Origin of the sequence: uncultured Ruminococcus sp., assembly GCA_902785355.1 — a bacterium.
In the GTDB taxonomy this organism is placed as follows: domain Bacteria; phylum Bacillota; class Clostridia; order Oscillospirales; family Acutalibacteraceae; genus Ruminococcoides.
In genome coordinates this window covers 1-23596 of the sequence record CACZYF010000028.1, presented here as the reverse complement: position 1 = coordinate 23596, position 23596 = coordinate 1, and the positions used below count along the sequence as shown (strand labels likewise).

At 53.7% G+C, this 23596-nt stretch carries 37 protein-coding genes and 1 pseudogene; all 38 read right to left on the bottom strand.

Features of this window, described 5'->3' with window-relative positions; genetic code table 11:
• Positions 1-888: hypothetical protein (locus R2I50_RS07510; RefSeq protein ID WP_316608535.1), on the bottom strand; the 888-nt coding region annotated here is incomplete at its 3' end.
• Between the two features lie 476 nt (positions 889-1364).
• Positions 1365-2210 carry a 2-oxo acid dehydrogenase subunit E2 gene (locus tag R2I50_RS07505; protein ID WP_316608534.1) on the bottom strand — a complete coding sequence of 282 codons (846 nt, stop codon included), beginning with the start codon at positions 2208-2210 and terminating at the stop codon, positions 1365-1367.
• Between the two features lie 105 nt (positions 2211-2315).
• Positions 2316-3272 (bottom strand): calcium/sodium antiporter, encoded by a 957-nt coding sequence (locus R2I50_RS07500; RefSeq protein ID WP_316608533.1) that lies wholly within the window; start codon positions 3270-3272, stop codon positions 2316-2318.
• 51 nt (positions 3273-3323) lie between these two features.
• A complete protein-coding gene (locus R2I50_RS07495) occupies positions 3324-3962 on the bottom strand; it encodes an epoxyqueuosine reductase QueH (RefSeq protein ID WP_316608532.1) in 639 nt (212 codons plus the stop codon).
• Between the two features lie 102 nt (positions 3963-4064).
• On the bottom strand, positions 4065-4718 hold the full coding sequence (locus R2I50_RS07490) for an HAD family hydrolase (protein ID WP_316608531.1): 654 nt from the start codon (positions 4716-4718) through the stop codon (positions 4065-4067).
• Positions 4699-6867 (bottom strand): hypothetical protein, encoded by a 2169-nt coding sequence (locus tag R2I50_RS07485; RefSeq protein ID WP_316608530.1) that lies wholly within the window; start codon positions 6865-6867, stop codon positions 4699-4701. Before R2I50_RS07485 ends, R2I50_RS07490 begins: the two co-directional genes overlap by 20 nt.
• Before the next feature lie 67 nt (positions 6868-6934).
• Positions 6935-7525, bottom strand: coding sequence for a cyclase family protein (locus tag R2I50_RS07480; RefSeq protein ID WP_316608529.1), 591 nt, complete (start codon positions 7523-7525; stop codon positions 6935-6937).
• Between the two features lie 164 nt (positions 7526-7689).
• Entirely contained in the window at positions 7690-9042 is a 1353-nt protein-coding gene (locus R2I50_RS07475; RefSeq protein WP_316608528.1) for a dockerin type I repeat-containing protein, read from the bottom strand.
• A gap of 63 nt (positions 9043-9105) precedes the next feature.
• Positions 9106-9249, bottom strand: coding sequence for a hypothetical protein (locus R2I50_RS07470; RefSeq protein WP_316608527.1), 144 nt, complete (start codon positions 9247-9249; stop codon positions 9106-9108).
• Complete coding sequence (locus R2I50_RS07465; RefSeq protein ID WP_316608526.1) at positions 9236-10102, bottom strand: hypothetical protein; 867 nt, start codon at positions 10100-10102, stop codon at positions 9236-9238. The genes R2I50_RS07470 and R2I50_RS07465 overlap by 14 nt, the downstream gene beginning before the upstream one ends.
• Positions 10095-10583 carry an RNA polymerase sigma factor gene (locus R2I50_RS07460; RefSeq protein ID WP_316608525.1) on the bottom strand — a complete coding sequence of 163 codons (489 nt, stop codon included), beginning with the start codon at positions 10581-10583 and terminating at the stop codon, positions 10095-10097. Before R2I50_RS07460 ends, R2I50_RS07465 begins: the two co-directional genes overlap by 8 nt.
• Positions 10584-10860: 277 nt before the next feature.
• The gene (gene rplQ / locus R2I50_RS07455) at positions 10861-11202 is read right to left on the bottom strand and encodes a 50S ribosomal protein L17 (protein WP_186833659.1); all 342 of its coding nucleotides are present in this window, start codon (positions 11200-11202) and stop codon (positions 10861-10863) included.
• A gap of 73 nt (positions 11203-11275) precedes the next feature.
• Positions 11276-12229 (bottom strand): DNA-directed RNA polymerase subunit alpha, encoded by a 954-nt coding sequence (locus R2I50_RS07450; protein ID WP_186833660.1) that lies wholly within the window; start codon positions 12227-12229, stop codon positions 11276-11278.
• Positions 12230-12382: 153 nt separating this feature from the next.
• Positions 12383-12979 carry a 30S ribosomal protein S4 gene (gene rpsD, locus R2I50_RS07445; protein WP_316608524.1) on the bottom strand — a complete coding sequence of 199 codons (597 nt, stop codon included), beginning with the start codon at positions 12977-12979 and terminating at the stop codon, positions 12383-12385.
• Positions 12980-13001: 22 nt separating this feature from the next.
• Positions 13002-13403 carry a 30S ribosomal protein S11 gene (rpsK, locus tag R2I50_RS07440; protein WP_316608523.1) on the bottom strand — a complete coding sequence of 134 codons (402 nt, stop codon included), beginning with the start codon at positions 13401-13403 and terminating at the stop codon, positions 13002-13004.
• A gap of 13 nt (positions 13404-13416) precedes the next feature.
• Positions 13417-13785, bottom strand: a complete 369-nt coding sequence (gene rpsM, locus R2I50_RS07435; RefSeq protein WP_201427130.1) for a 30S ribosomal protein S13 — start codon at positions 13783-13785, stop codon at positions 13417-13419.
• A gap of 103 nt (positions 13786-13888) precedes the next feature.
• Positions 13889-14002, bottom strand: coding sequence for a 50S ribosomal protein L36 (rpmJ, locus tag R2I50_RS07430; protein ID WP_310751102.1), 114 nt, complete (start codon positions 14000-14002; stop codon positions 13889-13891).
• Between the two features lie 137 nt (positions 14003-14139).
• A complete protein-coding gene (infA, locus tag R2I50_RS07425) occupies positions 14140-14358 on the bottom strand; it encodes a translation initiation factor IF-1 (protein ID WP_310751100.1) in 219 nt (72 codons plus the stop codon).
• 3 nt (positions 14359-14361) lie between these two features.
• On the bottom strand, positions 14362-14604 hold the full coding sequence (locus R2I50_RS07420; RefSeq protein ID WP_316608522.1) for a KOW domain-containing RNA-binding protein: 243 nt from the start codon (positions 14602-14604) through the stop codon (positions 14362-14364).
• 8 nt (positions 14605-14612) lie between these two features.
• Positions 14613-15365 (bottom strand): type I methionyl aminopeptidase, encoded by a 753-nt coding sequence (gene map / locus R2I50_RS07415; protein ID WP_316608521.1) that lies wholly within the window; start codon positions 15363-15365, stop codon positions 14613-14615.
• 2 nt (positions 15366-15367) lie between these two features.
• Positions 15368-16000: an adenylate kinase gene (locus R2I50_RS07410; protein ID WP_316608520.1), complete on the bottom strand. Its 633-nt coding sequence runs from the start codon at positions 15998-16000 to the stop codon at positions 15368-15370.
• Positions 16001-16025: 25 nt separating this feature from the next.
• Positions 16026-17351 (bottom strand): preprotein translocase subunit SecY, encoded by a 1326-nt coding sequence (gene secY / locus R2I50_RS07405; RefSeq protein ID WP_316608519.1) that lies wholly within the window; start codon positions 17349-17351, stop codon positions 16026-16028.
• Positions 17352-17792 (bottom strand): 50S ribosomal protein L15, encoded by a 441-nt coding sequence (gene rplO, locus R2I50_RS07400; protein ID WP_316608518.1) that lies wholly within the window; start codon positions 17790-17792, stop codon positions 17352-17354. It lies immediately after the preceding gene.
• A gap of 14 nt (positions 17793-17806) precedes the next feature.
• A complete protein-coding gene (gene rpmD / locus R2I50_RS07395; protein ID WP_316608517.1) occupies positions 17807-17977 on the bottom strand; it encodes a 50S ribosomal protein L30 in 171 nt (56 codons plus the stop codon).
• 12 nt (positions 17978-17989) lie between these two features.
• Entirely contained in the window at positions 17990-18481 is a 492-nt protein-coding gene (gene rpsE, locus R2I50_RS07390; RefSeq protein ID WP_399552857.1) for a 30S ribosomal protein S5, read from the bottom strand.
• A gap of 26 nt (positions 18482-18507) precedes the next feature.
• Positions 18508-18864, bottom strand: coding sequence for a 50S ribosomal protein L18 (gene rplR / locus R2I50_RS07385; protein ID WP_316608515.1), 357 nt, complete (start codon positions 18862-18864; stop codon positions 18508-18510).
• Between the two features lie 20 nt (positions 18865-18884).
• A complete protein-coding gene (gene rplF, locus R2I50_RS07380) occupies positions 18885-19424 on the bottom strand; it encodes a 50S ribosomal protein L6 (protein ID WP_316608514.1) in 540 nt (179 codons plus the stop codon).
• Between the two features lie 15 nt (positions 19425-19439).
• Positions 19440-19838, bottom strand: coding sequence for a 30S ribosomal protein S8 (gene rpsH, locus R2I50_RS07375; protein WP_316608513.1), 399 nt, complete (start codon positions 19836-19838; stop codon positions 19440-19442).
• An 18-nt stretch (positions 19839-19856) separates the two neighbouring features.
• On the bottom strand, positions 19857-20042 hold the full coding sequence (locus R2I50_RS07370; RefSeq protein WP_201427142.1) for a type Z 30S ribosomal protein S14: 186 nt from the start codon (positions 20040-20042) through the stop codon (positions 19857-19859).
• Positions 20043-20054: 12 nt separating this feature from the next.
• The gene (gene rplE / locus R2I50_RS07365) at positions 20055-20594 is read right to left on the bottom strand and encodes a 50S ribosomal protein L5 (RefSeq protein ID WP_316608512.1); all 540 of its coding nucleotides are present in this window, start codon (positions 20592-20594) and stop codon (positions 20055-20057) included.
• Positions 20595-20608: 14 nt separating this feature from the next.
• Positions 20609-20926 carry a 50S ribosomal protein L24 gene (gene rplX / locus R2I50_RS07360; protein WP_316608511.1) on the bottom strand — a complete coding sequence of 106 codons (318 nt, stop codon included), beginning with the start codon at positions 20924-20926 and terminating at the stop codon, positions 20609-20611.
• Between the two features lie 13 nt (positions 20927-20939).
• Positions 20940-21308 (bottom strand): 50S ribosomal protein L14, encoded by a 369-nt coding sequence (gene rplN, locus R2I50_RS07355; RefSeq protein WP_310751073.1) that lies wholly within the window; start codon positions 21306-21308, stop codon positions 20940-20942.
• A 22-nt stretch (positions 21309-21330) separates the two neighbouring features.
• Positions 21331-21588: a 30S ribosomal protein S17 gene (rpsQ, locus tag R2I50_RS07350; protein ID WP_316608510.1), complete on the bottom strand. Its 258-nt coding sequence runs from the start codon at positions 21586-21588 to the stop codon at positions 21331-21333.
• Positions 21589-21599: 11 nt separating this feature from the next.
• Entirely contained in the window at positions 21600-21812 is a 213-nt protein-coding gene (gene rpmC, locus R2I50_RS07345) for a 50S ribosomal protein L29 (protein WP_316608509.1), read from the bottom strand.
• Between the two features lie 3 nt (positions 21813-21815).
• Complete coding sequence (rplP, locus tag R2I50_RS07340; protein ID WP_201427148.1) at positions 21816-22232, bottom strand: 50S ribosomal protein L16; 417 nt, start codon at positions 22230-22232, stop codon at positions 21816-21818.
• Positions 22232-22945: a 30S ribosomal protein S3 gene (gene rpsC, locus R2I50_RS07335; protein WP_316608536.1), complete on the bottom strand. Its 714-nt coding sequence runs from the start codon at positions 22943-22945 to the stop codon at positions 22232-22234. The genes rplP and rpsC overlap by 1 nt, the downstream gene beginning before the upstream one ends.
• A 1-nt stretch (position 22946) precedes the next feature.
• Positions 22947-23276, bottom strand: a pseudogene (gene rplV, locus R2I50_RS07330) (50S ribosomal protein L22); the annotation flags it as partial.
• Positions 23277-23295: 19 nt separating this feature from the next.
• Positions 23296-23568, bottom strand: a complete 273-nt coding sequence (gene rpsS, locus R2I50_RS07325; protein ID WP_316608508.1) for a 30S ribosomal protein S19 — start codon at positions 23566-23568, stop codon at positions 23296-23298.
• Positions 23569-23596 lie beyond the last annotated feature (28 nt).

Genomic DNA, 23596 nt, shown 5'->3' with positions numbered 1-23596 from the left:
CTGAAGGACGGACGCAGTATAATCCTGCTGGCCCTTGACTGCACCGATATAACCCGGATAGTCGCCGCCGCAATTCAGCGCATTCAGCGTAGTGTAAACGGTGAACTCATCACCGACGTCGAAGGTCTTAACCTCGTCAACCTCACCGTCGATACCATAGATGGTAACGGTAGCCTTATCGGCTGCGGCAGTAGGCTCAACAACCTCGGTCGGGGTGACAGGCTCAGTCGGAGTGACAGGCTCGGTTACGGGCTCAGTCGGCTGATCGTGCGGGCAATCTACGAGCTCGAAGGTCTCGCGGATCTTCGGCTGGGTAACGCCCTCATACGGCTTGAACTCCTTGATGACGTGCTGAGTCGTGCCTTCCGTAGGAAGATACGCCATAGAGCGGATCGCTCCGCTTACAGCGGTGTCACCCTCGGCAGTATCCTTTACCTTTAAGGTAACGGTTGCAAGAACACTGTCATCAGAAAGAAGCTGGAAACCGGCCTCTCTGCTGATAATGGTAGCGCTGTAACGAATCTCCTGATCGGTTGACGCTCTGGACACAACTGTGCCGCCAACAAGATTAGGCAGCATGATCGCGTTGTCAGAAGCGCTGATCGAAGATTTCGTAATGTCGATGTTCGTGACGTCGAACAAAGACTGATCAAAGTATATGCGTCCGTCAACCATATGTACACCCGTCGCATTAACTTCGGATGCATTGACGAACATCGTATACTTATAGGTATCGCCGCGGTGAGCCTTGATGGTCCCGCCGTTGAATGCGATACTAATCTCTCCCGTAGGAGCTTCTGCGCTTGCCGACACAATCCCCACGGAAATGACCGAGAAGATCATCGTGACAGCAAGCAGCAAACTGATTAGTTTACTAGTCTTAAGCATTCGTCTTTCCTCCTAAAAAATTTTGCTAAAGATATAGTTTTCGCCAATTCTAAGCAATTACATTATATTTCAAGCGCTGAGTTATTGCCAACAACAATAATGTAACCTTTTTGGCTGTTTTGTAATATTATTTTAACCATTTGTAATAATTTTGTAATATTTTGTTTCTTTTCTGATATTTTAAGCGAATCACCTGTTTTATTTGTAAATTAGAGCTTCCGCGAAGGCTCCTTACGAGCTCGCCAAGCAACAGCTTTCTTTCCTTAAAAATCACAACATCTAGCGGTTACTTGTCGTTCTGATACACTATCGATACAACAGATTACAAATTTGTTACTTTCCGCTGTGTTCTGCCCCTTTCTTCCCACTTCCGCTATTTTTGCCAAAAATACACCTTTTGTTTTAGCAAAAATCACCAAAGCATAAAACAGACCCCGTGATTTACGGAGTCTGTCGTACAATATGTCGAAATAGAATCAGATATGATCCTCTACAACCTTCTCGGGAGGGAGCTCGAGAATCGAAGGATCCTCCAGATATTTGGCAAATTTACGGAAGGCCATCGCGAAATACGCGCCGGAAGCAATACGCTCGTCCATCACCAGACCGATCGGCAGACAGCGCTGCAGGGCGATCTCACCCTTATTTGTAATGGGTACGTCGTGTGGCTGCCCCATCGCCAGCGAAAGCGACACGGTACCGAAGTTGTAGATATGGTGGTAAATATAATTAGTCTTGATAGAAGCGAGGTTCGTGAGCATGATGGTACAGTGGAAGGGACTCGCCTCAATAAGCGCCTTGGGACACAGGTTATGATTATCCAGCCACTTCGCCGTATTTACCGCTACGCGCAGAAGACCGGGGACGGAACAGAGAAAGTTCGCAACCTTATCGGTAGCGTTGACCTCCCCGGTGCTTCGGTTGGTCTCGATATAGTTATTGATGATCTCGTTGACCTCATCGATCGTATTAGTCGGCTCGAACTTCATCTTGCTGGTGGTACCGACACCGTCGAGTTTGCCGCCCTTGAGAACGACCATACCCACCGCAAGCTCGTTACGGGCATAGATACGCTTATTGACGACAAAGCGGTTGAGAGCGGGATACTCCGCCATAGCGCGGATCATCGCCGCGATCACAAGGGTCAGATGATTATAATGCTTCCCTTCCTTACGCTTTCGGTTCATATACTTACGCATCGGCTCGAGCGGGATATCCAGATGGATCATATTCATCGCGTCGGTACGCTTATCCATAACATGTGCCGCGACCAGATATTCTACATCGAGATTCTTGAGCTTCTTACCGTCGGATCTACCCATGTTCATTACCCTCTGTGCTGTATATTTAACGTTTTTTGTACGCTATCTTATTTATTTTACATGATTCGGTGTAATAATACAATAGTAAAATGTGATTTTCTCAAATCAGCGTAATAGGAAGAATAGATAAACACCGTACAGCATCACAGAGAGGACTCCCTGCCATCGGCTGAAGCTGCCTCGCAGAGCGGCGATCACAGGCAGTATCACCGCACACAATAAACAGAACGGCAGATCGAGCCAAACGATCTCTGGAGCGATCGGCAGGCTTCCTCCGCTGACAATACAGCACAGCGGCAAGATCAGGAGCATATCAATGATGTTAGCGCCGAGAATATTGCCTGCGGTAAGGGCAGGTTCCCGTTTGATGACAGCGGAGACTGCGGTCACAAGCTCCGGCAGAGAAGTACCTACAGCGAGGAAAGTCAGGGAGACCACGCGCTCATCGACATGGAGCAGATCGCGTGCGATCATTTCGCCGTTATCCACCAGAAGCCGAGAGCCCAAAACAATTGCGGCTGCTCCGAGGATAAATCGTAGAATATGAGGGATTACCGAGCCCCTTTCATCGATCGGCTCAGGTTCGGCGCTCTTTGCCTCACGGATATTGCGATATATATGATATGAGAACAACAGCAGCATAGCTACACAGCCGAAGATCGTAAGTCTGCCGCCGAGCGACAGCACCAACAACAGTAAAATCGCCCCCGCAAACAGCAGTGCTTTCGGCAAATAGCTGTGACGTGACACGGTGAAGGGTAGGAATAATACGGGGATCGCGAAAATCAGGGCAGTATTTGCGGTAACTGAGCCGATCGCGTTACCTGCCGCCATCTCAGGCTCACCCGAAACTGCCGCCATCACCGAAACTATGATCTCGGGCAGAGTGGTGGCAACAGAAACAACCGTAGCACCGACAACGAACCGCGGGATTCCCGAGACCTCGGCAAGCCATGCCGCTGCGTCAACAAAGCGGTCGCCGCCCCAAACGATGAGGACCAGACCGAAGCCGAACAGCACACAAATCAAGAACGATTGGATAGTATCACTTCCTTCAATCATAAAATAACAAAGCCTCTGACATAATACTATGCCAAAGGCTCTAAGATCATGCTATCCGGTTGTTTGGGTGCGGGATTCCGCTTCTTTCTTTGAATACAGGCAGCCGCAGTAGTTCTGTCGGTAGAGATGATACTGCTTACTCAGCTCGATAGAGCGCTTATAGCCCTCTTTCTTCTTAAAATCGGAGCAAAGGTAGCTCACGCCGTATTCCTCGGCGAGCTGTTCGCCGATGGTGTTCAGTGTGACAGCGTTCTTAAGCGGACTGATGGTGAGGGTGGTGGCGAAGCAGTCGTAGCCGCCGTCGCGACACAGTCGGGCGGTGTACTCGAGCCGCTGCCTAAAACACAGCGCACAGCGCGCGCCTCCCTCGCGCTCCTCCTCCCTGCCCTCGGTCAAAGTCAAAAACGCCTCGGGGTCATAATCGACCTCGGTGAAATGTACCGATCCGGACAACCCCGCCTCGGCAACATAGCGTCTGAGTTCACTGTAACGGTAGCGATACTCGCTCTCCTCAGTGATATTAGGGTTATAGTAGGCGATCGTGATATCAAAATGCGGAGCGAGATACTCGAGTACATAGCTCGCGCACACGGCACAGCATACATGAAGCAGCAGTCGCGGGCGTATGCCCTCGCGGGTGTTGCGCTCAATCAGGGCGTCAAGCTCCTTTTGGTAATTTCGTTTGTTCATAAAATAGCCTCAAAATCGGTTGGGATTGCCACGTCGCTTGCGCTCCTCGCAATGACAATTTATATATGCTCTCGCGATGACGTTAACAGAGCGGTCAGGCACCTACAGTTCTTCGCTGATCACGGCGATCAGCTCCCCGGCGGTATCGACAATAAAGTCGGCGCCTGCCCGGCGGAGTTCCTCCGAGCCTCGAAAGCCCCAGCTCACACCGCATACCTTCACGCCCGCGTTATGGGCGAAGAACACATCCACGTTGCTGTCGCCGACATAGAGGACGTCGGCGGGATCGACGCCGCAGAGCGTCGTCAGCCGTAAAAGTGCGTCGGGCGCAGGCTTGCGGGCAACGCCCTCCTGCTGACCCCAAGCGTAAACAAAGCGATGGTCGGGATAGAGTCGGTCAAGGATTCGCGGGACAAAGGTATCGGGCTTGTTGGAGATCACGGCAGTTTGCAAGCCGAGTGCGGAGAGTCGGCTCAGCGCCTCCCCCATCCCATCGTATGCTGTTGTATAATCCAGGTAATGCTCGCTGTAATAGGAGGTGAAACCCGCTTTCACCCTTGCAGCCCCTTCGGGCGTGTATGCGTCAGCCATCGTCACCTTCACGAGGTTGTCGATGCCGTTCCCGACGAACTGCCGGTAATCCGCTACGGGATATGTTCCGAGTCCCTCCGCCGCTAAAGCGGCGTTCATCGCGTGGGCGAGATCGGCAAGGGTATCGGCGAGGGTTCCGTCCAGATCAAAGACTATCAGCTTCATCGGTCGTCACCTCGCTGTCTGTATCGGGCTTCGCGGGAGCCTCGGGCTGTTGTTCTGATATAACGGGCTCCGCGGGTGTTTCAGCCGTTTCGGGAGCATGGACTGTATCGGTCTCGGACTCATCCTCATCGGAACCGTCACCGTAGACCTTACGGCTCAGATCCTCCAGCGCCTTCGCACGAATATCATTCTTACGATTTTCAAGGGAATCCCGGCGGATGCGTTCCTCGACCTCCTTGTTGATCTCGTCCACATACTTCTTGTTACGGGCGAGAGCACCCAGCTCAAAAATGCTGAAGGTCGTGGTCTGATCGAGAGCGGCAGGCTTCTCATCCTCGCTGTCATCGGAATAATCGACCTTCTCAGCCTTATCCAGACGATCGTTATCGTCGAAGGGCAGATCGGTGAACGCCTCGGGATTATTCAGCGGATCGGGAGCAGGCTTGCGGCGGCGCTTCGGCTTAACGAGCATGATCGCAACTACGGAAGTCAGTCCCAGCAACGATACGCCGACGAGAATGTAGATGATAATATGAGAGGTGATCGGGATGTTGCCGTAGTATTCGACGGTGGCAGTACCGTTCTTGATCGGCAGGGAGCTTGCACCGCGTCCGACATATGCGGTCTCAGCGCCGTCAACCGAAACGGAAACGATATTTTCTCCGCCCTCGGAACTGACAAAATAAGTCATGGGGCGGTTGGCGTTGCCGGAGTTGAGCATATAGCCGAGGTTGACGTAATCGGAGAGCTCGGTCTTGACGGTCAGCGCCATCAAACCCTCGCGGCTGCGATACGCCATGAAGTTGCCGCTTCCAAACAACTTGACCAACATATCGGTGATCTCCTTGGTAGTACCCTCGCAGGTCACGCGGCAGATCAGATTATCCTCATCCTCGGTAACGGTACTGTCGGCGCCCTTCTTGAGAAAATAGCTGTTGGCATAGGTCATGCCGTCGTGTCCGTCGGTTTTGGAATATAAAAAGTCGGTGGTACGGCGGAAACGGGAGTTCCCCAGGCTGGTCAGATAGAAGTTGATGCCGTTGATCGCGTACTGGATGCCGTCGGGAACACGCACGCGAACCGCGCCGGTATCGAGCGAGAGCTTATATACGCCCTCCTCCCAAGCGCCCTTCGTCACCCACTTGCCGTCCTCAAAAACGGAACCGTCGCCGTGGGTCGTGCTGGTGGGCAGAGAGTAGGCATATTCAAGCTTCGGGAATCCATCATCCGGTCCGATAAAGGAGAAGGTGTCGAGGCTCTCTTCATATGCCATACCCTCAGAGAGAGGGGTAGAGGCGTTATCGCGATCGCCGTAGAAGATATCCACGCTGTCGGTATCGAGGAGCATTGCGGTCAGCTTTACGAGATTCTCACGGTCGAGTCCCTCATAGATAACCGTATAGACCATGTTGGAGCCCTCGGGAGTCCATCCGGAATACTTTGCATCGGGTGATGTGTTGGTCAGGAAATACTGCTCGATCGCCTCACGGTCATGCAGGTAAGTATCATTCGGAAGGGTGAAGGTGAAGGTGCGGTTGAAGCTGCCCTCCTTGTCGTTGGAGGTCTTGATGGAAATAGTGCTGATACGGCTGCCCTTGCAGTCGTTCACCTCGACGGTAGAGCCGGTCTCATACTCCTGATTAGCGATTCGGACAAGGTTGGAATGATAGGAGAAGCCCATACCGGATGTAGCCTTTTCAGCGGCGGTATCCCGAACGATCCACGCAATTAGCTCGCTGACGTCAAAATCCTCCGCCATCCTCGTGCCTTTGGTGAGGGTAGTATTCTTCTGCGAAAGGAAAACCTCGGCGTTTCTGTCGATCAGGCTGCTGATTATTTCTTCGTATTTTTCTTTATTCGCAAAATTCAGGCTTAATTCAAAACAAAAGCCCTCCTCCTGCACGCCGATATAGCTGAACTCTGCGCCGTCTATATCGGCAGCCGGACTGTCCTCTACGAGCCTTTGGTTCAGCGCTTCGATATCCGTAGACGGCGGGTAAATAACCGTCACCGTACGGGTACCGGCAAAACTGCTGTTGATGTCCAGTACGGACTTCACCGCTACGCTGGGTTTGTCACATCCCGTCAGCCCGACGCACAGGCTCAGGCATAATATCACGATCAGAAAAATTGCTGTCAGTTTCTTCATAAAATACCTCATTCTCGAGTAAAGTAGAAACAAATATCTAATTTCTAACTCCTGATTTCTAACTCCCTCAATATCCCTTTGGCTCGCGCATAAGCACGGCGCGGCAGGGAGAAGCCTCCACGCCCTTCATCTTCAAAGGAAACGCTGCAAGAGTGTACTCTCCGTCCTCGACTCCCTCCAAGAACAACCCTTCGAGCACAGCGACATTGGCACGCGCGAGCTCCAGGTGGGGCATATCCTCGTCAAAGGGCGGAGCGATCGACATTGCGTCGGTTCCGACCAGGAGCAGCTTGCTGTCGGCGATCACGCGGGCGGCGGAGGTGCTCAGGAATGCCTTGCCGGAGGAATGAAGGATCAGGCGCTTATGACAGCGGGGCAGCAGTCGCTCCATATCCTCACCTGTCAGCACGCCGCTGATCGTCACAACCGTACACTTGCCGTAGAATTGCGACAGCTTCAGCGAGCCGATATCGGCGCCTTCCTCATCATAGTGCAAGGGTGCGTCGATATGGGTTCCTACATGAGCGCTCACAGACAGCTCCGTCAGGTTATAGGGGCTGTCGTCGCCTATCCTATTCAGGAAGGTATGGCGAGGACGGGGATCGCCAGGGAATACCGGAGCCGAGAACATCTCGCGGGTAATATCATACAACAGCATAAGCTCTCCTCCTGTTTCTGTCATAATACTACATATTTCTCCATTATATAGGTCATTATACCACATCCTGTGGAAAAATAAAGTATATTTTGTAAACAATAGGCGGAGCCGCACGACTCCGCCTATTGTTTATACAGATATTCGATTGTATTTAGGAGAAAGAATCAATAGATAATTTTGAAATATAACACAGCGGTCTGCGCCGTGTTGCCGCGGGAGTCGCGCGCCCGTACCGTGAGGGTCAGGTTATCGTTATAGGTCAGGCTCGTCAGCGGCAGCTCGACCGATGAGGCGGAGATCCACCCCGTCGTGATCTGAAAATTGCCCGGCTCGGGGTCGTTGCTGTCAGGATAAAAACATCCGAAATCGCTCCCGTAGACCGAATCGGCATAGACCACGCCTTCGATCCGGTAGCAGTACTCAAGCGGCTCTTCGCCGAAGTAGGTCGCCGCCGTCGCGATCATGCGGGAGCCGTCCTTCTCGATCTGTGCGGAGAGGGTGAAATCATGCGGATAAAACGCGATACCGACCAAGGCGCGCTGGATGCGCGTCACGTCGATGATCTCGACGTCGCCGTTTGCGTCGTAATCGGCGAGCGAGGTCAGCTTCGTCCCAAAGCGGCAGTAGGAATGCTCGAATCCATCCAGCTCATACAAGCCGACCAAACCGCGCTGGATCAGGGTCGCGTCGATAATATCCAGCTCACCATCAACGTCGACATCACCGAGTTGACGAGCAGCATCTCGATTTTTGATCGTGTGGACGAACACATCATGCAGATCGGCATAGCTCATATCCCACGCCTCGGAGATGCTGTAAAAGGTTTTTTTCACCACATCATACACGCCGTAGGTGAAGTCAAACGGATAGGACTCGGCGTTGTACAGAACCGCGTCGTCGAACACGCCGTACCAGGAACCTGTAACGGGATATTCGGGGGTCACCTGCACCAGTACCCAGTCGGGAATCCGCCAATCGGAATGGTGGTAGTAAAGCTCACAGTAGTCGTAGGACTCGGGGTCGCAGAAGGGGAAGCTCTCGAAGAAGCTCTGCTCATAGAGCTCGCGCTTCAGCTCCACAGCCGCGGGGTCGATCGCGCCGCCGCCCTCCTCGGGAGGCTCGCAGGGATAGGCGCTGACATAGCCGTCATACCACCCCATATCGTCAGAGCTGCCGGCGTTAGTGCCGAGGCGATGAAACTCGACGGTGTACCAACGGCTGTTGTAACGCGGGACATAGTCGTTGCCCTCGCCCTCGGGATAGAACTTCGAGACAGTTTTCAGATCCGAGGAATAAGCAATCTTGAACGGCGTTGAGAGCGACATGGTCAGACCGGGCAGCAGGTAATGATCGCCGCCGTAATAGTTCAGACGGTTGCGCTCGCAGATCGTGTAGTTATCGCCCTTAAAGACGACATAGAAGCCGCCGTCGGGTTCGTTGTCGGTCACAGCCGCCGCTGTCGGGATCGCCGATAAAAGCAGCATGAGGCAGAGTAAAAATGATAATACCTTTTTCATGATGATTCCTCCGTAATAGAGTGATGTTGGTTGATGGAGCGAGGAGTCGTTAGGAGTGAGAAGTTAGCCGTAGGGGCGGTCATTGACCGCCCGCGAATGACGGGCGTTATCCATATCGGAAACGTCGGATAGGAACAAAACGCCCTGCGACAGCGGGCGACCGATGGTCGCCCCTACAAACAGCTTTAAGCTACTAAAGCTCCACATAGTCCTGACCCTGTGCGAGGATGGCGCCGCTGCTGTCGTAGAACACATAGCTGTAGCTGCCGTCCATCACGATCAGCCCCTCGGGGGTCAAATAGCGAACGAGCGCGGTGCCGTTCTTGATATACTCGATCGAGGCGGCGTGCTCCGAAGAGTAGAGATCGCTGTCACCGAGCCTTCTGCCCCGCCTATCATAGACCTTGCAGTAGATCATGCGGTCGGCGGGCAGTCGGTCGGCGTCGAAGGAGGCGTAGAACTCGACGGGGGGCGGCTCTTGATAGTTACCGTTCTCGGTAGGCGGGTCGAGCCACGGCTCGTCGCCGTCGGTCGGGTCGTCCCAAGGCGGGTCCATGGGGATGGTCGGGAATACGGGCTTCTCGGTGGGCTTGACGCGTTCGGTCGGCTCGGGCGCGCCCGTCGGTTCGGTGGCTCCGGAAGCGGGAGAAGTCGCTTTTGAGGTCGGGGTTCTCTTGTTCACGGTCGCCGACGGACGGGACGACGTCGGGGATGTCGCGTCCTCTCTCCCGTGCCCGGAGGGCGACTGCGGACTGAGATTGCTGTCGGTCGGCGCGTCCGAACCCGCTGTCCCCGGCTCAGAGGGGGCTGTGCCGTGAGGAACAGGTGCGACAGGTACGGGTGCGGTCGGTTTATTTCCAAATATGAAAAATACAGTCAGACTGACTACGCTGACGAATACCAGCACCGCGGCTGCGGCGAGTCCGCGATAACGGCGGTAAAACGGTACGGCGGCAGGGCGTTCGTCCTCCTGCGGACGGTAGATGAAGGGCTGCTCAGGCTCGGCTTTGCATAAGCTCGTCAGCATCTGATCCAGTCTTTCTTCGCTGATCTTACTCATGACTCAACCTCCTTTGCAGCAGCTTACGTGCGGTATTCAGGCGCGACTTGACCGTTCCCTCGGGGATGTGTAGGATCGCGGCGATCTCGCGCTGGCTGAACTCGCGGAAGTAGAAGAGGATGATGACGGCGCGGTGCTTTTTCGGCAGGGTATAGAGTGCCTCATACAGGTCGAGATAGGCGTCGACGTCCTTCTGCTCGTCGGGGATGGAGGCGAGCAGGCGCTCCTGCTCCTCCGCGGTCAGCGAAGCACGCGCGGCGTTATCCTTGAGCTTCCTGTTGTTCCTGAAGATGTTCACACAGATCGCGAACAGCCAGCTCTTGAAGCTCAGCGCGGGATCATACTGACCGAGCTTGGACAGGGCACGCGTCCACGTGTCCTGGAACAGATCCTCCGCGTCGTTCGGATCGCCGCATAGATGTATGCAGAACCGCGTCAGATCGCGCGAATATTCGTTGACATACCTCTCGAAGTCCGTCAAGCCGTCACCCCCTCACGTACACATTTAACATAGTATACCATACCGCTCGATGCCTTTCACTATATATACAGCGCATTAATACGAAAAGTTCATAAAGAATTCTTTTACTCGGAATATTCAGAAAATTACATCGCGAAAAAATGTTTTATACTAGGGCTTGTTTAAATAATTAATATTGCACAAAAAGAAAAACCCCACCGAACGGTGGGGTGTAAATCTTATATGATATCATTTGAGATTACCGCGGCGTCAAAGCGCCTCGTAATATCAATTTCTATCAGATCAGCTCGATGATCGCCATCTCGGCAGCGTCGCCGCGGCGGGGACCGATCTTGGTGATGCGGGTGTAGCCGCCGTTGCGGTCGGCATACTTAGGCGCGATCTCCTTGAACAGCTTGGTCGCGACGTCCTCCTTAGTGACGAACGCCATGACCTGTCTCTTATTCGCGAGAGTATCCTTCTTCGCGATAGTGATCATCTTCTCCGCCATGGAGGCAGTCTCCTTGGCGCGGGTAAGGGTGGTCTCGATCTTACCGTTCTCCAGTAAGAAGGTAACGAGAGCTCTCAGCATCGCAAGACGCGCGTCGGTAGCTCTGCCCAGCTTTCTTGTACCCGGCATTGTATTCACTCCTTTCGGGATCTTTCTTTACAGACTTTAGAGAGGTCTGTAAAGATATAGTAATTAATTCAAATCATTCGTCCTCTTTGCGAAGACTGAAGCCTAATGTATCAAGCTTGAATACGACTTCCTCGAGCGACTTGCGGCCGAGGTTGCGCACCTTCATCATATCCTCCTCGGACTTAGAGATAAGGTCCTCGACGGTGTTGATACCCGCACGCTTGAGGCAGTTGAAGGAACGGACGGAGAGGTCGAGCTCTTCGATGGTCATCTCGAGCACCTTCTCCTTACCCTTGTCGTCCTTTTCCACCATGATCTCGGTGTTGTAGCCTCTGTCGGAGAGGTTGACAAAGAGATTGAGGTGTTCGGTCAGGACCTTAGCTGCCAGCGATACAGCCTCCTGCGCGTTGATAACGCCGTTGGTCCATACGCTGAGGGTCAGCTTGTCATAGTCGGTGATCTGGCCGACGCGGGTGTTGTCAACGGTATAGTTGACCTTGAGAACAGGGGTGTAGATCGAGTCGATCGGAAGCACGCCGATGATCTCATTGCCGGAGATCAGCTTGTTCTTCTCAGCGGGGACATAGCCTCTGCCCTTATCGAGGGTGATCTCCATGTTGAGCTGGGCGCCGTCCGCGAGGGTGGCGATATGCAGCTCGGGGTTGAGGATCTCTACCTCGCTGTCACACTTGATACTCTCGGCGGTGACCACGCAGGGGCCCTCAGCCGAAATCTCAACGACCTTGGGGCCGTTGGAATGGAGTTTTGCTACCAAGCTCTTCATGTTCAGAACGATCTCGGTAACGTCTTCCTTGACGCCGGGAACGGTAGAGAACTCGTGAAGAACTCCGTCTATTTTGATTGACGTAACGGCGACGCCCTCTAAGGAAGAGAGCAGCACGCGGCGCAGAGAGTTGCCCAGAGTATTGCCGAAGCCTCTCTCAAGGGGCTCCACTACAAATCTGCCGTACTTACCGTCCGAAGATAATTCTTCTGTATCAATTCTGGGTTTTTCTATCTCTATCATTAGCGTTTTCCTCCTTAATTTTTTAGCTGCACTTCCGGCTTTGCGCCGGAGGTGATACCCGCGCTGTATCAGGCTGCAAAAGAGGACGAAGTCCTTCTTACCGGATAGACAGCAACGGGCACGATGCCGGAAATGATCCGGCCGGCGTACAAATTACTTGGAGTACAACTCGACGATGAGATGTTCCTCAACGGGATAGTCGATATCGTCGCGCTGGGGCAGCGCAATAACCTTGCCGCTGAGCTTGTCGGTCTTCTCGAGCCACTTCGGAACGAGAGTAGTACCGTCAGCCTCGGCGATCGCCTTGAAGCGGTTGGTGTCCTTGGAACCGTCGGCTACAGCGATAACGTCGCCTTCCTTGATGATGTAGGAGGGGATGTTGCACTTCTTGCCGTTGACGGTGAAGTGAGCGTGGTTAACGAGCTGACGCGCCTCACGGCGGGTGGAGCAGAGACCCAGACGATAAACAACGTTATCCAGTCTGCGCTCAACTAAGGACAGCAGGTTCTCACCGGCCTTGCCCTCCATCTTCTCCGCCTTCTCATAGTACATACGGAACTGCTTCTCGAGGATGCCGTAGATGAACTTCACCTTCTGCTTCTCGGTCAGCTGGATGCCGTATTCGCTCTGCTTTCTTCTCATCTTGCCGCCGGGGTTACGGTTAGAAGTCTTCTTGGAGTAACCCATAACAGCGGGCGAAATGCCCAGCGCTCTGCAGCGCTTAGCGATAGGCTGTTGATTCTTAGCCATAGTCTATATCCTCCTTTATCTTTTATACACGTCTTCTCTTGGGAGGACGGCATCCGTTGTGCGGGATGGGGGTAACGTCTTTGATCATGGTGACCTCGAGACCTGCGGTCTGCAGAGCACGGATAGCCGCCTCACGACCTTGACCGGGACCCTTGACGAAAACTTCTACGCTCTTGAGGCCGTGCTCCATCGCAGCCTTGGCGGCTGTCTCAGCAGCGCTCTGTGCAGCGAAGGGAGTGGACTTACGGGAGCCGCGGAAGCCGAGCTCGCCGGCACTTGCCCACGAGATCGCGTTGCCCTGTGTATCGGATATAGTAACGATTGTGTTATTAAAGGTAGACTGGATATGCGCCGAGCCCTTCTCGATATTCTTTCTCTCGCGGCGGCGGCGGATAGGAGCCTTCTTACCTGTTTTAACTGCCATTTATATGCCCTCCTTACTTCTTCTTGTTAGCCATCGTCTTACGCGGACCCTTACGGGTACGGGCGTTGGTCTTGGAGCGCTGACCTCTTACGGGCAGACCCTTTCTGTGACGAACACCGCGATAGCTGCCGATTTCGATAAGACGCTTGATGTCGAACGCGATATCACGGCGGAGATCACCTTCAACGCGGCAGTTATGGTCAATATATTCTCTGAGCTTAGAAACATCTTCTTCGGTGAGATCACGAACACGCGTGTCGGGATTTACACCGGTTGCAGCAATAATGTCTGTAGCGGTTTTACGACCGATACCGTAGATATAAGTGAGTCCAATTTCAACTCGCTTGTCACGGGGTAAGTCAACACCTGCTATACGAGCCATTTAAGTGCACCTCCATAATTATAATAATAAATTCATTTGTATGAAAAGTTTGTCGTTATTGGTGAACGGTGACCGTTCTCCGTTAACCGGAAATATTAAGCGATCAGCCCTGTCTCTGCTTATGCTTGGGGTTCTCGCAGATTACCATAACCTTACCGTGGCGCTTGATAACCTTGCACTTTTCACACATTTTCTTTACTGAAGGTCTGACTTTCATAATATCATTCCTTTCCTTGTTAGTGAACGTTGGTGCTCCGAAGGGAGCGTGCATACGGGCTGCCTCGTTTTTCGGGACGTCGAGGTGCCGTCCCCTACCGAAATAGGATTATTTTGTTCTCCACACATTGCGGCGTATTATTTCGTACGCCAGGTAATGCGTCCTCTTGTCAGGTCGTAAGGCGACATCTCAACGGTCACCTTATCGCCCGGGAGGATGCGGATGAAGTTCATTCTCAGCTTGCCTGAGATGACGGCCAGGATCTTGTGGCCGTTGGGGAGCTCTACGGTGAACTGTGCGTTCGGCAGAGCGTCGGTAACGATACCCTCGATTTCGATAACATCCTGTTTTGACATGACTTAAGCCTCCTGTGAAAATTCTTTGAGAAAAGTTCGTAGCTGTCGGTTTGTTGTGTCGCAATCGACGACGGTTTTGGTCGCTTGCAAATGGATCAGGTTCTTGCGCTTGGGTCGCTCGAGAGGACGGCGCTTACCGTCCGCGATCAGCGCGGTGCGCGCGTCGATCAGCTCGACGACCGCGAACGCCTTTCCCTTGTCGCGTCCCGCCTTAGCGATAACGACTGAGCCCTTTACGATCTCCATATCAGACCTCAATCAAGCTTGGTCATGATACGGGGGCCGTCGGGCGTGATACAGACGGTGTGCTCGAAGTGAGCCGCCAGCGATCCGTCCACCGTAACGGTGGTCCAGTCGTCGTCCAGTACCCTGACCCGATAGGAGCCCATCGTGATCATCGGTTCGATTGCGATAGTCATGCCCGGGATGAGGCGAGGGCCTCGTCCGGGCGTACCGTAGTTCGGTACGCTTGGATCTTCATGCAGCTTCGTGCCTACGCCGTGGCCGGTGAAATCCCGTACCACCCCGTAACCACGAGGTTCGACATACCTCTGCACAGCGCTGCCGATATCGCCTATGCGATTACCTGCCTGCGCCGCCTTGATTCCCTCATAAAGACTCTCCTCGGTCGCCTTCAGCAGAGCTTGAGCCTCCTTGCTGATATCGCCGCATGGGTAGGTATAGGCGTTGTCACCGTGATACCCGTGCATGCCCGCCATGATATCGATGCTTACGATATCGCCCCGGCGGAGGATCGTCTTCTTGCTCGGTATGCCATGGACTACCACGCTGTTCACGGAGATACAGGTGGAAGCCGGGTAGCCGTTGTAACCGAGGGTGGAGGGCACGCCGCCCTCACCCTCGATAAACTTACGGACTGCGGTGTCGATCTCAAGAGTCGACACGCCCGGTTCGACCATCTCTCCGGCGAGCTTTAACGCCCGCGCGGACAGCGTGCACGCGTCCTGCATTTTCAAAAGTTCACGTGCGGTCTTGACTACGATCATGCTTACGCCTCAAGCGCCTCAAAGGTCAGTCGGGTCGTCTCTTCGACGGAGCTTGCGCCCTCGACGATATAGAGCTTGCCCTGCTTCTCATAATAGCCCTTGAGCGGCTCGGTCTCCTTGTGATAGATATCAAGGCGAGCCTTGACCGTATCAGGATGGTCGTCCTTGCGCTGAATAAGGGCGCCCGCGCAATCATCGCAGATACCCTCAACCTTGGGCTTCAAGCTCTCGGTGTGGTAGGGTCTGCCGCATTTCTCGCACACGCGGCGTCCGGACAGACGATTGACGATCACATCGTCGGCTACCTCGATATCGATAACCTTGTCGATGTTGATGCCCATCTCGTCCAGAGCCTCGGCCTGAGGGATGGTACGGGGGAAGCCGTCGAGGATGAAGCCGTCCTTGCAGTCGTCTTCAACCAGGCGCTCCTTGATGATGCCGATAACGACCTCATCGGGAACGAGCTGACCCGCGTCGATGAAGGACTTCGCCTTCAAGCCCATCTCTGTACCGCTCTTCAGCGCTGCACGGATGATGTTACCCGTGCTGATCTGGGGAATATTCAAACGCTCGCTGATGACAGCGGCCTGAGTGCCTTTGCCTGCACCGGGAGCGCCTAAAAGGATAAGTTTCATAATCTACACCTCAATAGGGTTGCGATCAGTCAAGGAAGCCCTTGTAGTGACGCATCATCATCTGAGACTCGAGCTGCTTAGCGGTATCCAGAGCGACGCCGACGATAATGATGACGGAGGTACCGCCCATCGACAGGCCTCTGAGGCCTGAGAAGTCAGCATACAGGATCGGGAGCAGCGCGATAACCGCGAGGAAGAGCGCACCGATGAGGGTGATTCTCGACAGGATCTTAGCGATAAAGTCGGATGTAGGTCTGCCCGGACGGATGCCGGGGATAGTGCCGTTGTTCTGCTTCAGATTGTTCGCCATCTCAATGGGGTTATACTGGATGGTGGTGTAGAAATAAGCGAACGCCAGAATCAGAACGAAGTAGAGAACGGCGTACAGCCAGCCGGAGGTGGAGAAAGCGTCGAAGAAGCTCTTCCAGAAGCCCTCCTTGGGCTGAGTGAACATCTGGATGGTGCTGGGGATGGAGAGGATCGAGGACGCGAAGATGATGGGCATTACGCCGCCCAGCGCTACCTTGATCGGCAGGTGAGTGGACTGACCGCCGTACATCTTGCGGCCGACCACGCGCTTCGCGTACTGGATCGGGATGCGTCTCTCGGCATCCTGCATGAAGGTGATGACCCACATAACAGCGAGGAAGAGGACGATCCACAGCGGAACCAGGATGTAATACTGGGTGCTGCCCTGAGCGCCGAGGTTCCAGTACTCTGCGAGCAGGTTGACGGTGAAGGGCAGACGCGCGATGATACCGGCGAAGAGCAGAATAGAGATACCGTTGCCGATACCGTTCTTGTTGATCTGCTCACCGAGCCACATGATCAGCGCGGTACCTGCGGTGAACGCAAGGATGATAACGATGGCTGCAAACACAGCGCTGAAGCCGTTATCGTACATGGCGATACGGGTGCCGTTGTCATCTCTGGAGTTCAGCAGGAAGAAGTAGTAAGCGGTACCCTGGATCAGACCAAGGCCGACCGTTACATAACGGGTGATCGCAGCGATCTTCTTTCTGCCCTCTTCGCCCTCTTTACTGAGGCGCTCGAGGGGCGGGATCGCTACGCACAGCAGCTGCATGATAATGGAGCTGTTGATGTAGGGGGTGATACCCATGGCGAAGATGGTCGCGTTGGAGAACGCGCCGCCGGAGAGGGTATTCAGGTAGCCGACGAGAGTATCGTCAACACCCTGAGCGTTACCCATGACGTTTGCCAGAGCATCCATATTCAGGAACGGGACCGGGATAACGGAACCGATTCTGAAGATAACAACAATTAAAAGCGTGAAGAGAATTTTCTTACGCAGGTCAGCGATCGACCAAGCGTTTTTAATTGTATTAAACAATTAAATCACCTCAGCCTTTCCGCCGGCAGCCTCGATCTTAGCGGCAGCGCCCTTGGAGAACGCATTCGCCTTGACGGTAAGCTTTTTGGAAAGTGTGCCGTTGGAAAGAATCTTTACGCTGTCAAAGGAGTTCTTCACAATACCTTTCTCAGTGAGCGCAGCGATATCTACAACCGCACCGTCCTCAAACTTGTTGAGTGTACCGACATTGATAGCAACAACCTTCTTTGCGAAAATGTTGTTGAAGCCACGCTTCGGGATACGGCGCTGCAGCGGCATCTGACCGCCTTCAAAGCCTACGCGCATACCCTTACCGGCTCTTGCTTTCTGACCCTTGTGACCCTTACCGGCTGTCTTGCCCTGACCTGAGCCATGGCCGCGGCCGATTCTCTTTACTTCCTTCTTGGAACCCTCAGCGGGGGATAATTCATAAAGTTTCATTTACTCGCACCTCCTTAGTCTTTCTCAACCGCTACGAGGTGGATGATCTTCTGTACCTTACCCTTGGTAGCCGCGTTGTCGGGCTGCTCGGTGCAATCACCGATCTTCTTCAAGCCGAGGGAATAAGCGGTGGCGATCTGATCCTTCTTGGAGCCGATCAGGCTCTTAACCAATTTAATCTTCATCTTGCCGCCTCCTTACAGAATCTCTTTTACGGACTTACCGCGAACGCGGGCGACCTCCTCAGCGGTGCGCAGAGCGCCCAGACCCTGGAGAGTAGCGCGAACTACGTTGCAGGGGTTGTTAGAGCGGAGAGCCTTTGTACGGATGTCCTTGATACCGACTGCCTCAACAACGGCACGAACGGGACCGCCAGCGATAACGCCGGTACCGGGAGCGGCAGGCTTCATCAGAACTCTGCCGGCGCCGTATGCACCGATAATCTCGTGGGGGATGGTCGTACCCTTGAGGGCAACTTTCATGAGGTGCTTCTTAGCGTCCTCGATTCCCTTGCGGATCGCGTCGGGAACTTCACCGGCCTTGCCGATACCGAAGCCTACGGTGCCGTTGCCGTCGCCGACAACTACCAGCGCGGCGAACTTCATCACGCGGCCGCCCTTGACGGTCTTAGATACGCGGTTGATCGCTACAACGCGCTCGGTAAGCTCCAGTGTAGATGCGTCAATAATATTAGCCAAAGTAATTCCTCCAATCCTTAGAAATTGAGGCCGCCCTCACGGGCGCCTTCGGCCAACGCTTGTACACGGCCGTGATAAATGTTACCGCCTCTGTCAAAAACGACGTCGGTGATGTTCTTGTCCTTAGCACGCTCGGCGATGAGCTTGCCGACAGCCTTTGCAGCCTCTTTGTTGCCGCCGCCTTCTATGGTCTTATCAAGAGACGAAGCGCTGCACAGGGTAACACCCTTGACGTCGTCGATGATCTGAGCATAGATGTTGTTAGTGGAGCGGAAAACACAAAGGCGAGGACACTCGGCTGTGCCGCTTAACTTACCGCGTACTCTCTTGTGTCTTCTGACACGAGCAGCTTTGGAATCAGGTCTACTTACCATTGTTCATTTCACTCCTTTAATTAAGCCTTACCGGTCTTGCCTTCCTTACGGCGGATATATTCGCCGGCATACTTGATGCCCTTACCCTTGTAAGGCTCCGGCGGGCGTTTCTCTCTAACCTCGGCAGCAAACTGACCTACCTTTTGCTTATCAATGCCGTGGATGATGATGCTGTTGGGGTTGGGAACCTCGATGGTGATGTCCTCGGTATCCTCCATGATGACCTGGTGGCTGTAACCGATGTTCATAACGAGCTGCTTGCCCTGCTTCTGAACACGGTAGCCGACGCCGTTGACCTCGAGCTCCTTCTTGTAGCCCTCGGTAACGCCGATCACCATATTGTGGATGATGGTACGGGTAAGTCCGTGCAGAGAGCGGTTGAGCTTCTCATCGTTCGGACGCTTTACCTCGATTACTGCCCCATTGATTTCGACAGCCATGTTGGGGTTGATCTTCTGGGTGAGCTCACCCTTGGGACCCTTGACTGTGATAACGCCGTTTTCGAACTTTGCTTCGACACCGGCGGGAATATTTATAGGTTTTCTTCCAATTCGAGACATAGTCGCACCTCCTCTTTACCAAATAAACGCGAGAACCTCGCCGCCGACGTTCTGCTTACGAGCTTCACGGTCGGTCATCACACCCTTGGAGGTGGAGATGATGGCGATACCCAGGCCCTTCATGACCTTGGGCATATCCTCAACGCTGCTGTAGATACGCAGGCCGGGCTTACTAACACGTCTGAGACCCTGGATGACGGGGGTCTTGCCCTCGAGATACTTGAGGGTGACGGTGATAACGCCCTGCTTGCCGTCCTCTTCTACAGTGAACTTCTTGATGTAACCCTCATCCAGCAGAATCTGGCAGATAGCCTTCTTCATATTGGACGCGGGGATCTGAACGGTATCATGCTTCGCTGAGTTAGCATTACGGATTCGTGTCAGTAAATCAGCGATAGTATCAGTAATTTGCATAACTTAAATCCTCCCAGCTTACCAGCTTGCTTTCTTTACGCCCGGGATCTCGCCCTTGTAAGCGAGCTCACGGAAACAGATACGGCATACGCCAAACTTACGAAGGTAGGCGTGTGGTCTACCGCATATCTTGCAACGTGTGTACTCACGAGTAGAGAACTTCTGCTTTCTCTGCTGCTTGTTCTTCATAGCAGTCTTTGCCACAACAATCCCTCCTTACTTCTCGAACGGAGCGCCCATCAGGGTGAGCAGCTCACGCGCTTCTTCATCGTTGGTCGCAGTGGTAACGAAAACGATATCCATACCGCGAACCTTATCAATCTTGTCGTAGTCGATCTCGGGGAAGATCAGCTGCTCCTTGAGACCCAGCGCATAGTTGCCGCGTCCGTCGAAGGAGTTGGGGTTGATACCACGGAAGTCACGTACACGGGGCAGAGCGACGTTGAAGAGTCTGTCGAGGAACTCATACATACGCTCGCCGCGCAGGGTGACCTTCGCGCCGATGGGCATACCTTCACGCAGCTTGAAGTTCGCAACAGACTTGCGAGCCTTACAGATGTGAGCCTTCTGACCGGTGATCTGAGCCAGATCGGAGAGGATCGCATCCATCGCCTTGGCGTTGTCCTTGACCTCGCCGGCGCCTACGTTGACTACGATTTTGTCGAGCTTCGGGATCTGCATCACACTCTTGTAAGAGAACTTCTTCATCAGAGCAGGTGCAACTTCCTCAGTATAAAACTTCTTAAGTCTTGCCATTTCTTCAGTCCTCCTTACAGTGCTTCGCCGCACTTGACGCAGATACGGCTCTTGGTACCGTCCTCGTAGATCTTATGACCTACGCGGGTCGGCTGCTTGCAGCGGGGGCAGACGATCTGGACCTTAGACGCGTACATAGCGCCCTCAGCCTTGATGATGCCGCCGGGCTCGCCCATACGGCGGGGCTTGACGTGCTTGGAGACGATGTTGATCTTCTCCACGATGACCTTACCCTCCTTGGGGGATACGGCGAGCACCTTGCCCTTCTTGCCCTTGTCCTTACCGCTTAAAACGACTACGGTGTCACCGGTTTTAACATGAACTTTATTCATTATGACACCTCCATTAAAGTACTTCCGGAGCGAGGGAGAGGATCTTCATGTAATCCTTGTCACGAAGCTCTCTTGCTACGGGTCCGAAGATACGAGTACCGCGCGGGTTCTTATCTTCCTTGATGATAACGGCTGCGTTCTCATCGAAGCGGATATAGGTGCCGTCCTCGCGGCGAACGCCCTTAGCGGAGCGAACGACAACCGCGCGGACAACGTCGCCCTTCTTGACTACGCCGCCGGGCGCAGCCTTCTTGACGGACGCTACGATAACGTCGCCGATGTTGGCATATCTTCTCCTGGTACCGCCGAGTACACGAATGCACATAAGTTCCTTTGCACCGGTGTTGTCGGCGACCTTGAGATAAGTTTGCTGTTGAATCATTGGTTAATCTCCTCTCAAGAACTTATTTTGCTTTCTCTACGATCTCGACGAGTCTCCATCTCTTGTCCTTGGACAGGGGACGGGTCTCCATGATCTTAACGCGATCACCCACACGAGCCTCATTCTTCTCATCATGAGCCTTGAAGCGGATGGTGCGCTTGATAACCTTGTTGTAAAGCTTGTGCTTTACGCTGTCCTCGATCGCTACGACGATGGTCTTATCCATCTTGTCGGAAGCGACGCGACCGATGAGGGTCTTTCTCATATTTCTTTCGCTCATGGCTTACCTCCTTATGCTTCCTGGTCGGCGAGCTCACGCATAACGGTGGAAACGCGCGCGATATCTCTCTTGACCTTTGTAATACGCATCGGGTTGTCGAGCTGGTTGATAGCAAGCTGGAAGCGAAGATTGAAGAGCTCCTGCTTGAGGTTCTTCAGCTTAAGCTCGAGCTCGTTCTTGGGTAATTCTCTTAAAGCCTTAGCGCTATTATCCTTATCAGCCATTGCTTAAACCTCCTCTTCCTTCTTGATGAACTTGCACTTAATCGGCAGCTTGGCGGCAGCAAGGCGCATAGCCTCTCGTGCTGTCTCCTCAGGTACGCCGGCGATCTCAAACATGACTCTGTCGGGCTTGACAACTGCTACCCAGTACTCGGGCGAGCCTTTACCGGAACCCATTCGGGTCTCAGCAGGCTTCGCGGTAACGGGCTTGTCGGGGAAGATCTTGATCCAGACCTTACCGAATCTCTTGCAGTAACGGGTCATGGCGACACGGGCTGCTTCGATCTGGTTACTGGTGATCCATGCAGGCTCTAATGCCTGCAGACCGTACTCGCCGTAGGTAACCTTGTTGCCTCTGTAGGCGCGGCCTGTCATTCTGCCTCTGTGAACTCTTCTGTACTTCACACGCTTAGGCATCAGCATTATTTTCTGCCCCCTTCCCTATTGTCTCTGCGAGGACGTCTGTTCTCGCGGTTGTTGTTATCGCGTCTGTCGCCGCGGCGCTCACGGCGCTCGCGTCTCTCGCGACGCTGCTCGGAGCCGGCGTTGTCACGCAGGACCTCACCGCGATACAGCCAAACCTTTACGCCGATCTTACCGTAGGTGGTGTTCGCCTCGGCAAAGCCGTAGTCGATGTCAGCGCGCAGGGTCTGCAGCGGGATGGTACCCTCGTGATACTGTTCGCTCCGTGCGATCTCGGCGCCGCCCAGACGACCGGAGCACTGGGTCTTGATACCCTTAGCGCCCAGACGCATGGCTCTGCCGATGGACTGCTTCATCGCACGACGGAAGGAGATTCTTCTCTCGAGCTGAGAAGCGATGGACTCAGCAACCAGCTGAGCGTTCAGGTCGGGGTTCTTGACCTCGACGATATTGATAGCGACGGGCTTGCCGAGCTTCTTCTCACACTGCTGGCGGAGCTTCTCGATCTCCGCACCGCCCTTACCGATGATCATACCGGGCTTAGCGCAGTGGATGTGAATACGAACCTTCTTACCGTCTCTCTCGATTTCGATCTTGGGAACGCCGGCAGCGAAAAGCTGCTTCTTGAGGTCGCGGCGGAGGTTATAGTCCTCTACCAGCGTGTCGCCGAAATGCTTCTTGTCGGCGAACCAGCGGGAATCCCAATCCTTGATGTCTTTCCTTGAGCACCAGGGTGATGTGCGAGGTCTTCTTGTCGATGCGGAAGGCTCTGCCCTGTGCACGGGGACGGATACGCTTGAGTGTGGGGCCCTGGCTTACGCTGCACTCGGCAACGTACAGACTAGCCACATCCATATCGTGGTTATTCTCAGCATTTGCTACTGCGGACTTGAGCAGCTTCAGCAGCGGCTCGCAAGCGGCCTTGGGAGTCTGCTCAAGAATAGCCTTCGCGAGCTTTACGTCCTTGCCTCTGATGAGGTTGAGGATGATGGAAACCTTGCGAGGTGAGATACGGACATAATTCAGATATGCCTTACTTTCCATTCTCTTACTCTCCTTTGCCTTACTTACTTGTCTTGGAACCGGCGTGGCCGCGGAAGGTACGGGTGGGAGCAAACTCGCCGAGCTTGTGACCTACCATATCCTCGGTGACATATACCGGAACATGCTTTCTGCCGTCATGAACAGCAAATGTGTGACCTACAAATTCAGGGAAGATGGTCGAGGATCTGGACCAAGTCTTTAAGATTCTCTTCTCACCCTTGTCGTTCATTTCCTGAACTCTTTTGAGCAGCACCGGCTGAACAAAAGGTCCTTTTTTAGTACTTCTACTCATAAATTAAGTTCCTTCCTTTCTGCCTTAC

What these genes read in the sequence shown, in the direction of transcription:
- R2I50_RS07465 (WP_316608526.1), bottom strand. Translation starts at nt 10,102, where the DNA reads ATGAGTAAGATCAGCGAAGAAAGACTGGATCAGATGCTGACGAGCTTA.
- R2I50_RS07490 (WP_316608531.1), bottom strand. Translation starts at nt 4,718, where the DNA reads ATGAAGCTGATAGTCTTTGATCTGGACGGAACCCTCGCCGATACCCTT.
- rpsS (WP_316608508.1), bottom strand. Translation starts at nt 23,568, where the DNA reads ATGAGTAGAAGTACTAAAAAAGGACCTTTTGTTCAGCCGGTGCTGCTC.
- rpsD (WP_316608524.1), bottom strand. Translation starts at nt 12,979, where the DNA reads ATGGCTAAGAATCAACAGCCTATCGCTAAGCGCTGCAGAGCGCTGGGC.
- rplX (WP_316608511.1), bottom strand. Translation starts at nt 20,926, where the DNA reads ATGAATAAAGTTCATGTTAAAACCGGTGACACCGTAGTCGTTTTAAGC.
- rpsK (WP_316608523.1), bottom strand. Translation starts at nt 13,403, where the DNA reads ATGGCAGTTAAAACAGGTAAGAAGGCTCCTATCCGCCGCCGCCGCGAG.
- R2I50_RS07500 (WP_316608533.1), bottom strand. Translation starts at nt 3,272, where the DNA reads ATGATTGAAGGAAGTGATACTATCCAATCGTTCTTGATTTGTGTGCTG.
- R2I50_RS07485 (WP_316608530.1), bottom strand. Translation starts at nt 6,867, where the DNA reads ATGAAGAAACTGACAGCAATTTTTCTGATCGTGATATTATGCCTGAGC.
- infA (WP_310751100.1), bottom strand. Translation starts at nt 14,358, where the DNA reads ATGTCAAAACAGGATGTTATCGAAATCGAGGGTATCGTTACCGACGCT.
- rplN (WP_310751073.1), bottom strand. Translation starts at nt 21,308, where the DNA reads ATGATTCAACAGCAAACTTATCTCAAGGTCGCCGACAACACCGGTGCA.
- rplQ (WP_186833659.1), bottom strand. Translation starts at nt 11,202, where the DNA reads ATGCCGGGTACAAGAAAGCTGGGCAGAGCTACCGACGCGCGTCTTGCG.
- R2I50_RS07495 (WP_316608532.1), bottom strand. Translation starts at nt 3,962, where the DNA reads ATGAACAAACGAAATTACCAAAAGGAGCTTGACGCCCTGATTGAGCGC.
- rplE (WP_316608512.1), bottom strand. Translation starts at nt 20,594, where the DNA reads ATGGCAAGACTTAAGAAGTTTTATACTGAGGAAGTTGCACCTGCTCTG.
- R2I50_RS07470 (WP_316608527.1), bottom strand. Translation starts at nt 9,249, where the DNA reads ATGTGGAGCTTTAGTAGCTTAAAGCTGTTTGTAGGGGCGACCATCGGT.
- rpmJ (WP_310751102.1), bottom strand. Translation starts at nt 14,002, where the DNA reads ATGAAAGTCAGACCTTCAGTAAAGAAAATGTGTGAAAAGTGCAAGGTT.
- rplF (WP_316608514.1), bottom strand. Translation starts at nt 19,424, where the DNA reads ATGTCTCGAATTGGAAGAAAACCTATAAATATTCCCGCCGGTGTCGAA.
- R2I50_RS07420 (WP_316608522.1), bottom strand. Translation starts at nt 14,604, where the DNA reads ATGGAGATCGTAAAGGGCTCAGTCGTTATCGCTAAGGCGGGACGCGAC.
- R2I50_RS07475 (WP_316608528.1), bottom strand. Translation starts at nt 9,042, where the DNA reads ATGAAAAAGGTATTATCATTTTTACTCTGCCTCATGCTGCTTTTATCG.
- R2I50_RS07505 (WP_316608534.1), bottom strand. Translation starts at nt 2,210, where the DNA reads ATGGGTAGATCCGACGGTAAGAAGCTCAAGAATCTCGATGTAGAATAT.
- R2I50_RS07410 (WP_316608520.1), bottom strand. Translation starts at nt 16,000, where the DNA reads ATGAAACTTATCCTTTTAGGCGCTCCCGGTGCAGGCAAAGGCACTCAG.
- rplO (WP_316608518.1), bottom strand. Translation starts at nt 17,792, where the DNA reads ATGAAACTTTATGAATTATCCCCCGCTGAGGGTTCCAAGAAGGAAGTA.
- map (WP_316608521.1), bottom strand. Translation starts at nt 15,365, where the DNA reads ATGATCGTAGTCAAGACCGCACGTGAACTTTTGAAAATGCAGGACGCG.
- rplP (WP_201427148.1), bottom strand. Translation starts at nt 22,232, where the DNA reads ATGCTGATGCCTAAGCGTGTGAAGTACAGAAGAGTTCACAGAGGCAGA.
- rpsH (WP_316608513.1), bottom strand. Translation starts at nt 19,838, where the DNA reads ATGCAAATTACTGATACTATCGCTGATTTACTGACACGAATCCGTAAT.
- rpsQ (WP_316608510.1), bottom strand. Translation starts at nt 21,588, where the DNA reads ATGAGCGAAAGAAATATGAGAAAGACCCTCATCGGTCGCGTCGCTTCC.
- R2I50_RS07450 (WP_186833660.1), bottom strand. Translation starts at nt 12,229, where the DNA reads ATGATAGAGATAGAAAAACCCAGAATTGATACAGAAGAATTATCTTCG.
- rpmC (WP_316608509.1), bottom strand. Translation starts at nt 21,812, where the DNA reads ATGGCTGATAAGGATAATAGCGCTAAGGCTTTAAGAGAATTACCCAAG.
- rplR (WP_316608515.1), bottom strand. Translation starts at nt 18,864, where the DNA reads ATGGTAAGTAGACCTGATTCCAAAGCTGCTCGTGTCAGAAGACACAAG.
- rpmD (WP_316608517.1), bottom strand. Translation starts at nt 17,977, where the DNA reads ATGAAGATTAAATTGGTTAAGAGCCTGATCGGCTCCAAGAAGGATCAG.
- R2I50_RS07480 (WP_316608529.1), bottom strand. Translation starts at nt 7,525, where the DNA reads ATGCTGTTGTATGATATTACCCGCGAGATGTTCTCGGCTCCGGTATTC.
- rpsM (WP_201427130.1), bottom strand. Translation starts at nt 13,785, where the DNA reads ATGGCTCGTATAGCAGGTGTTGACTTACCCCGTGACAAGCGAGTTGAA.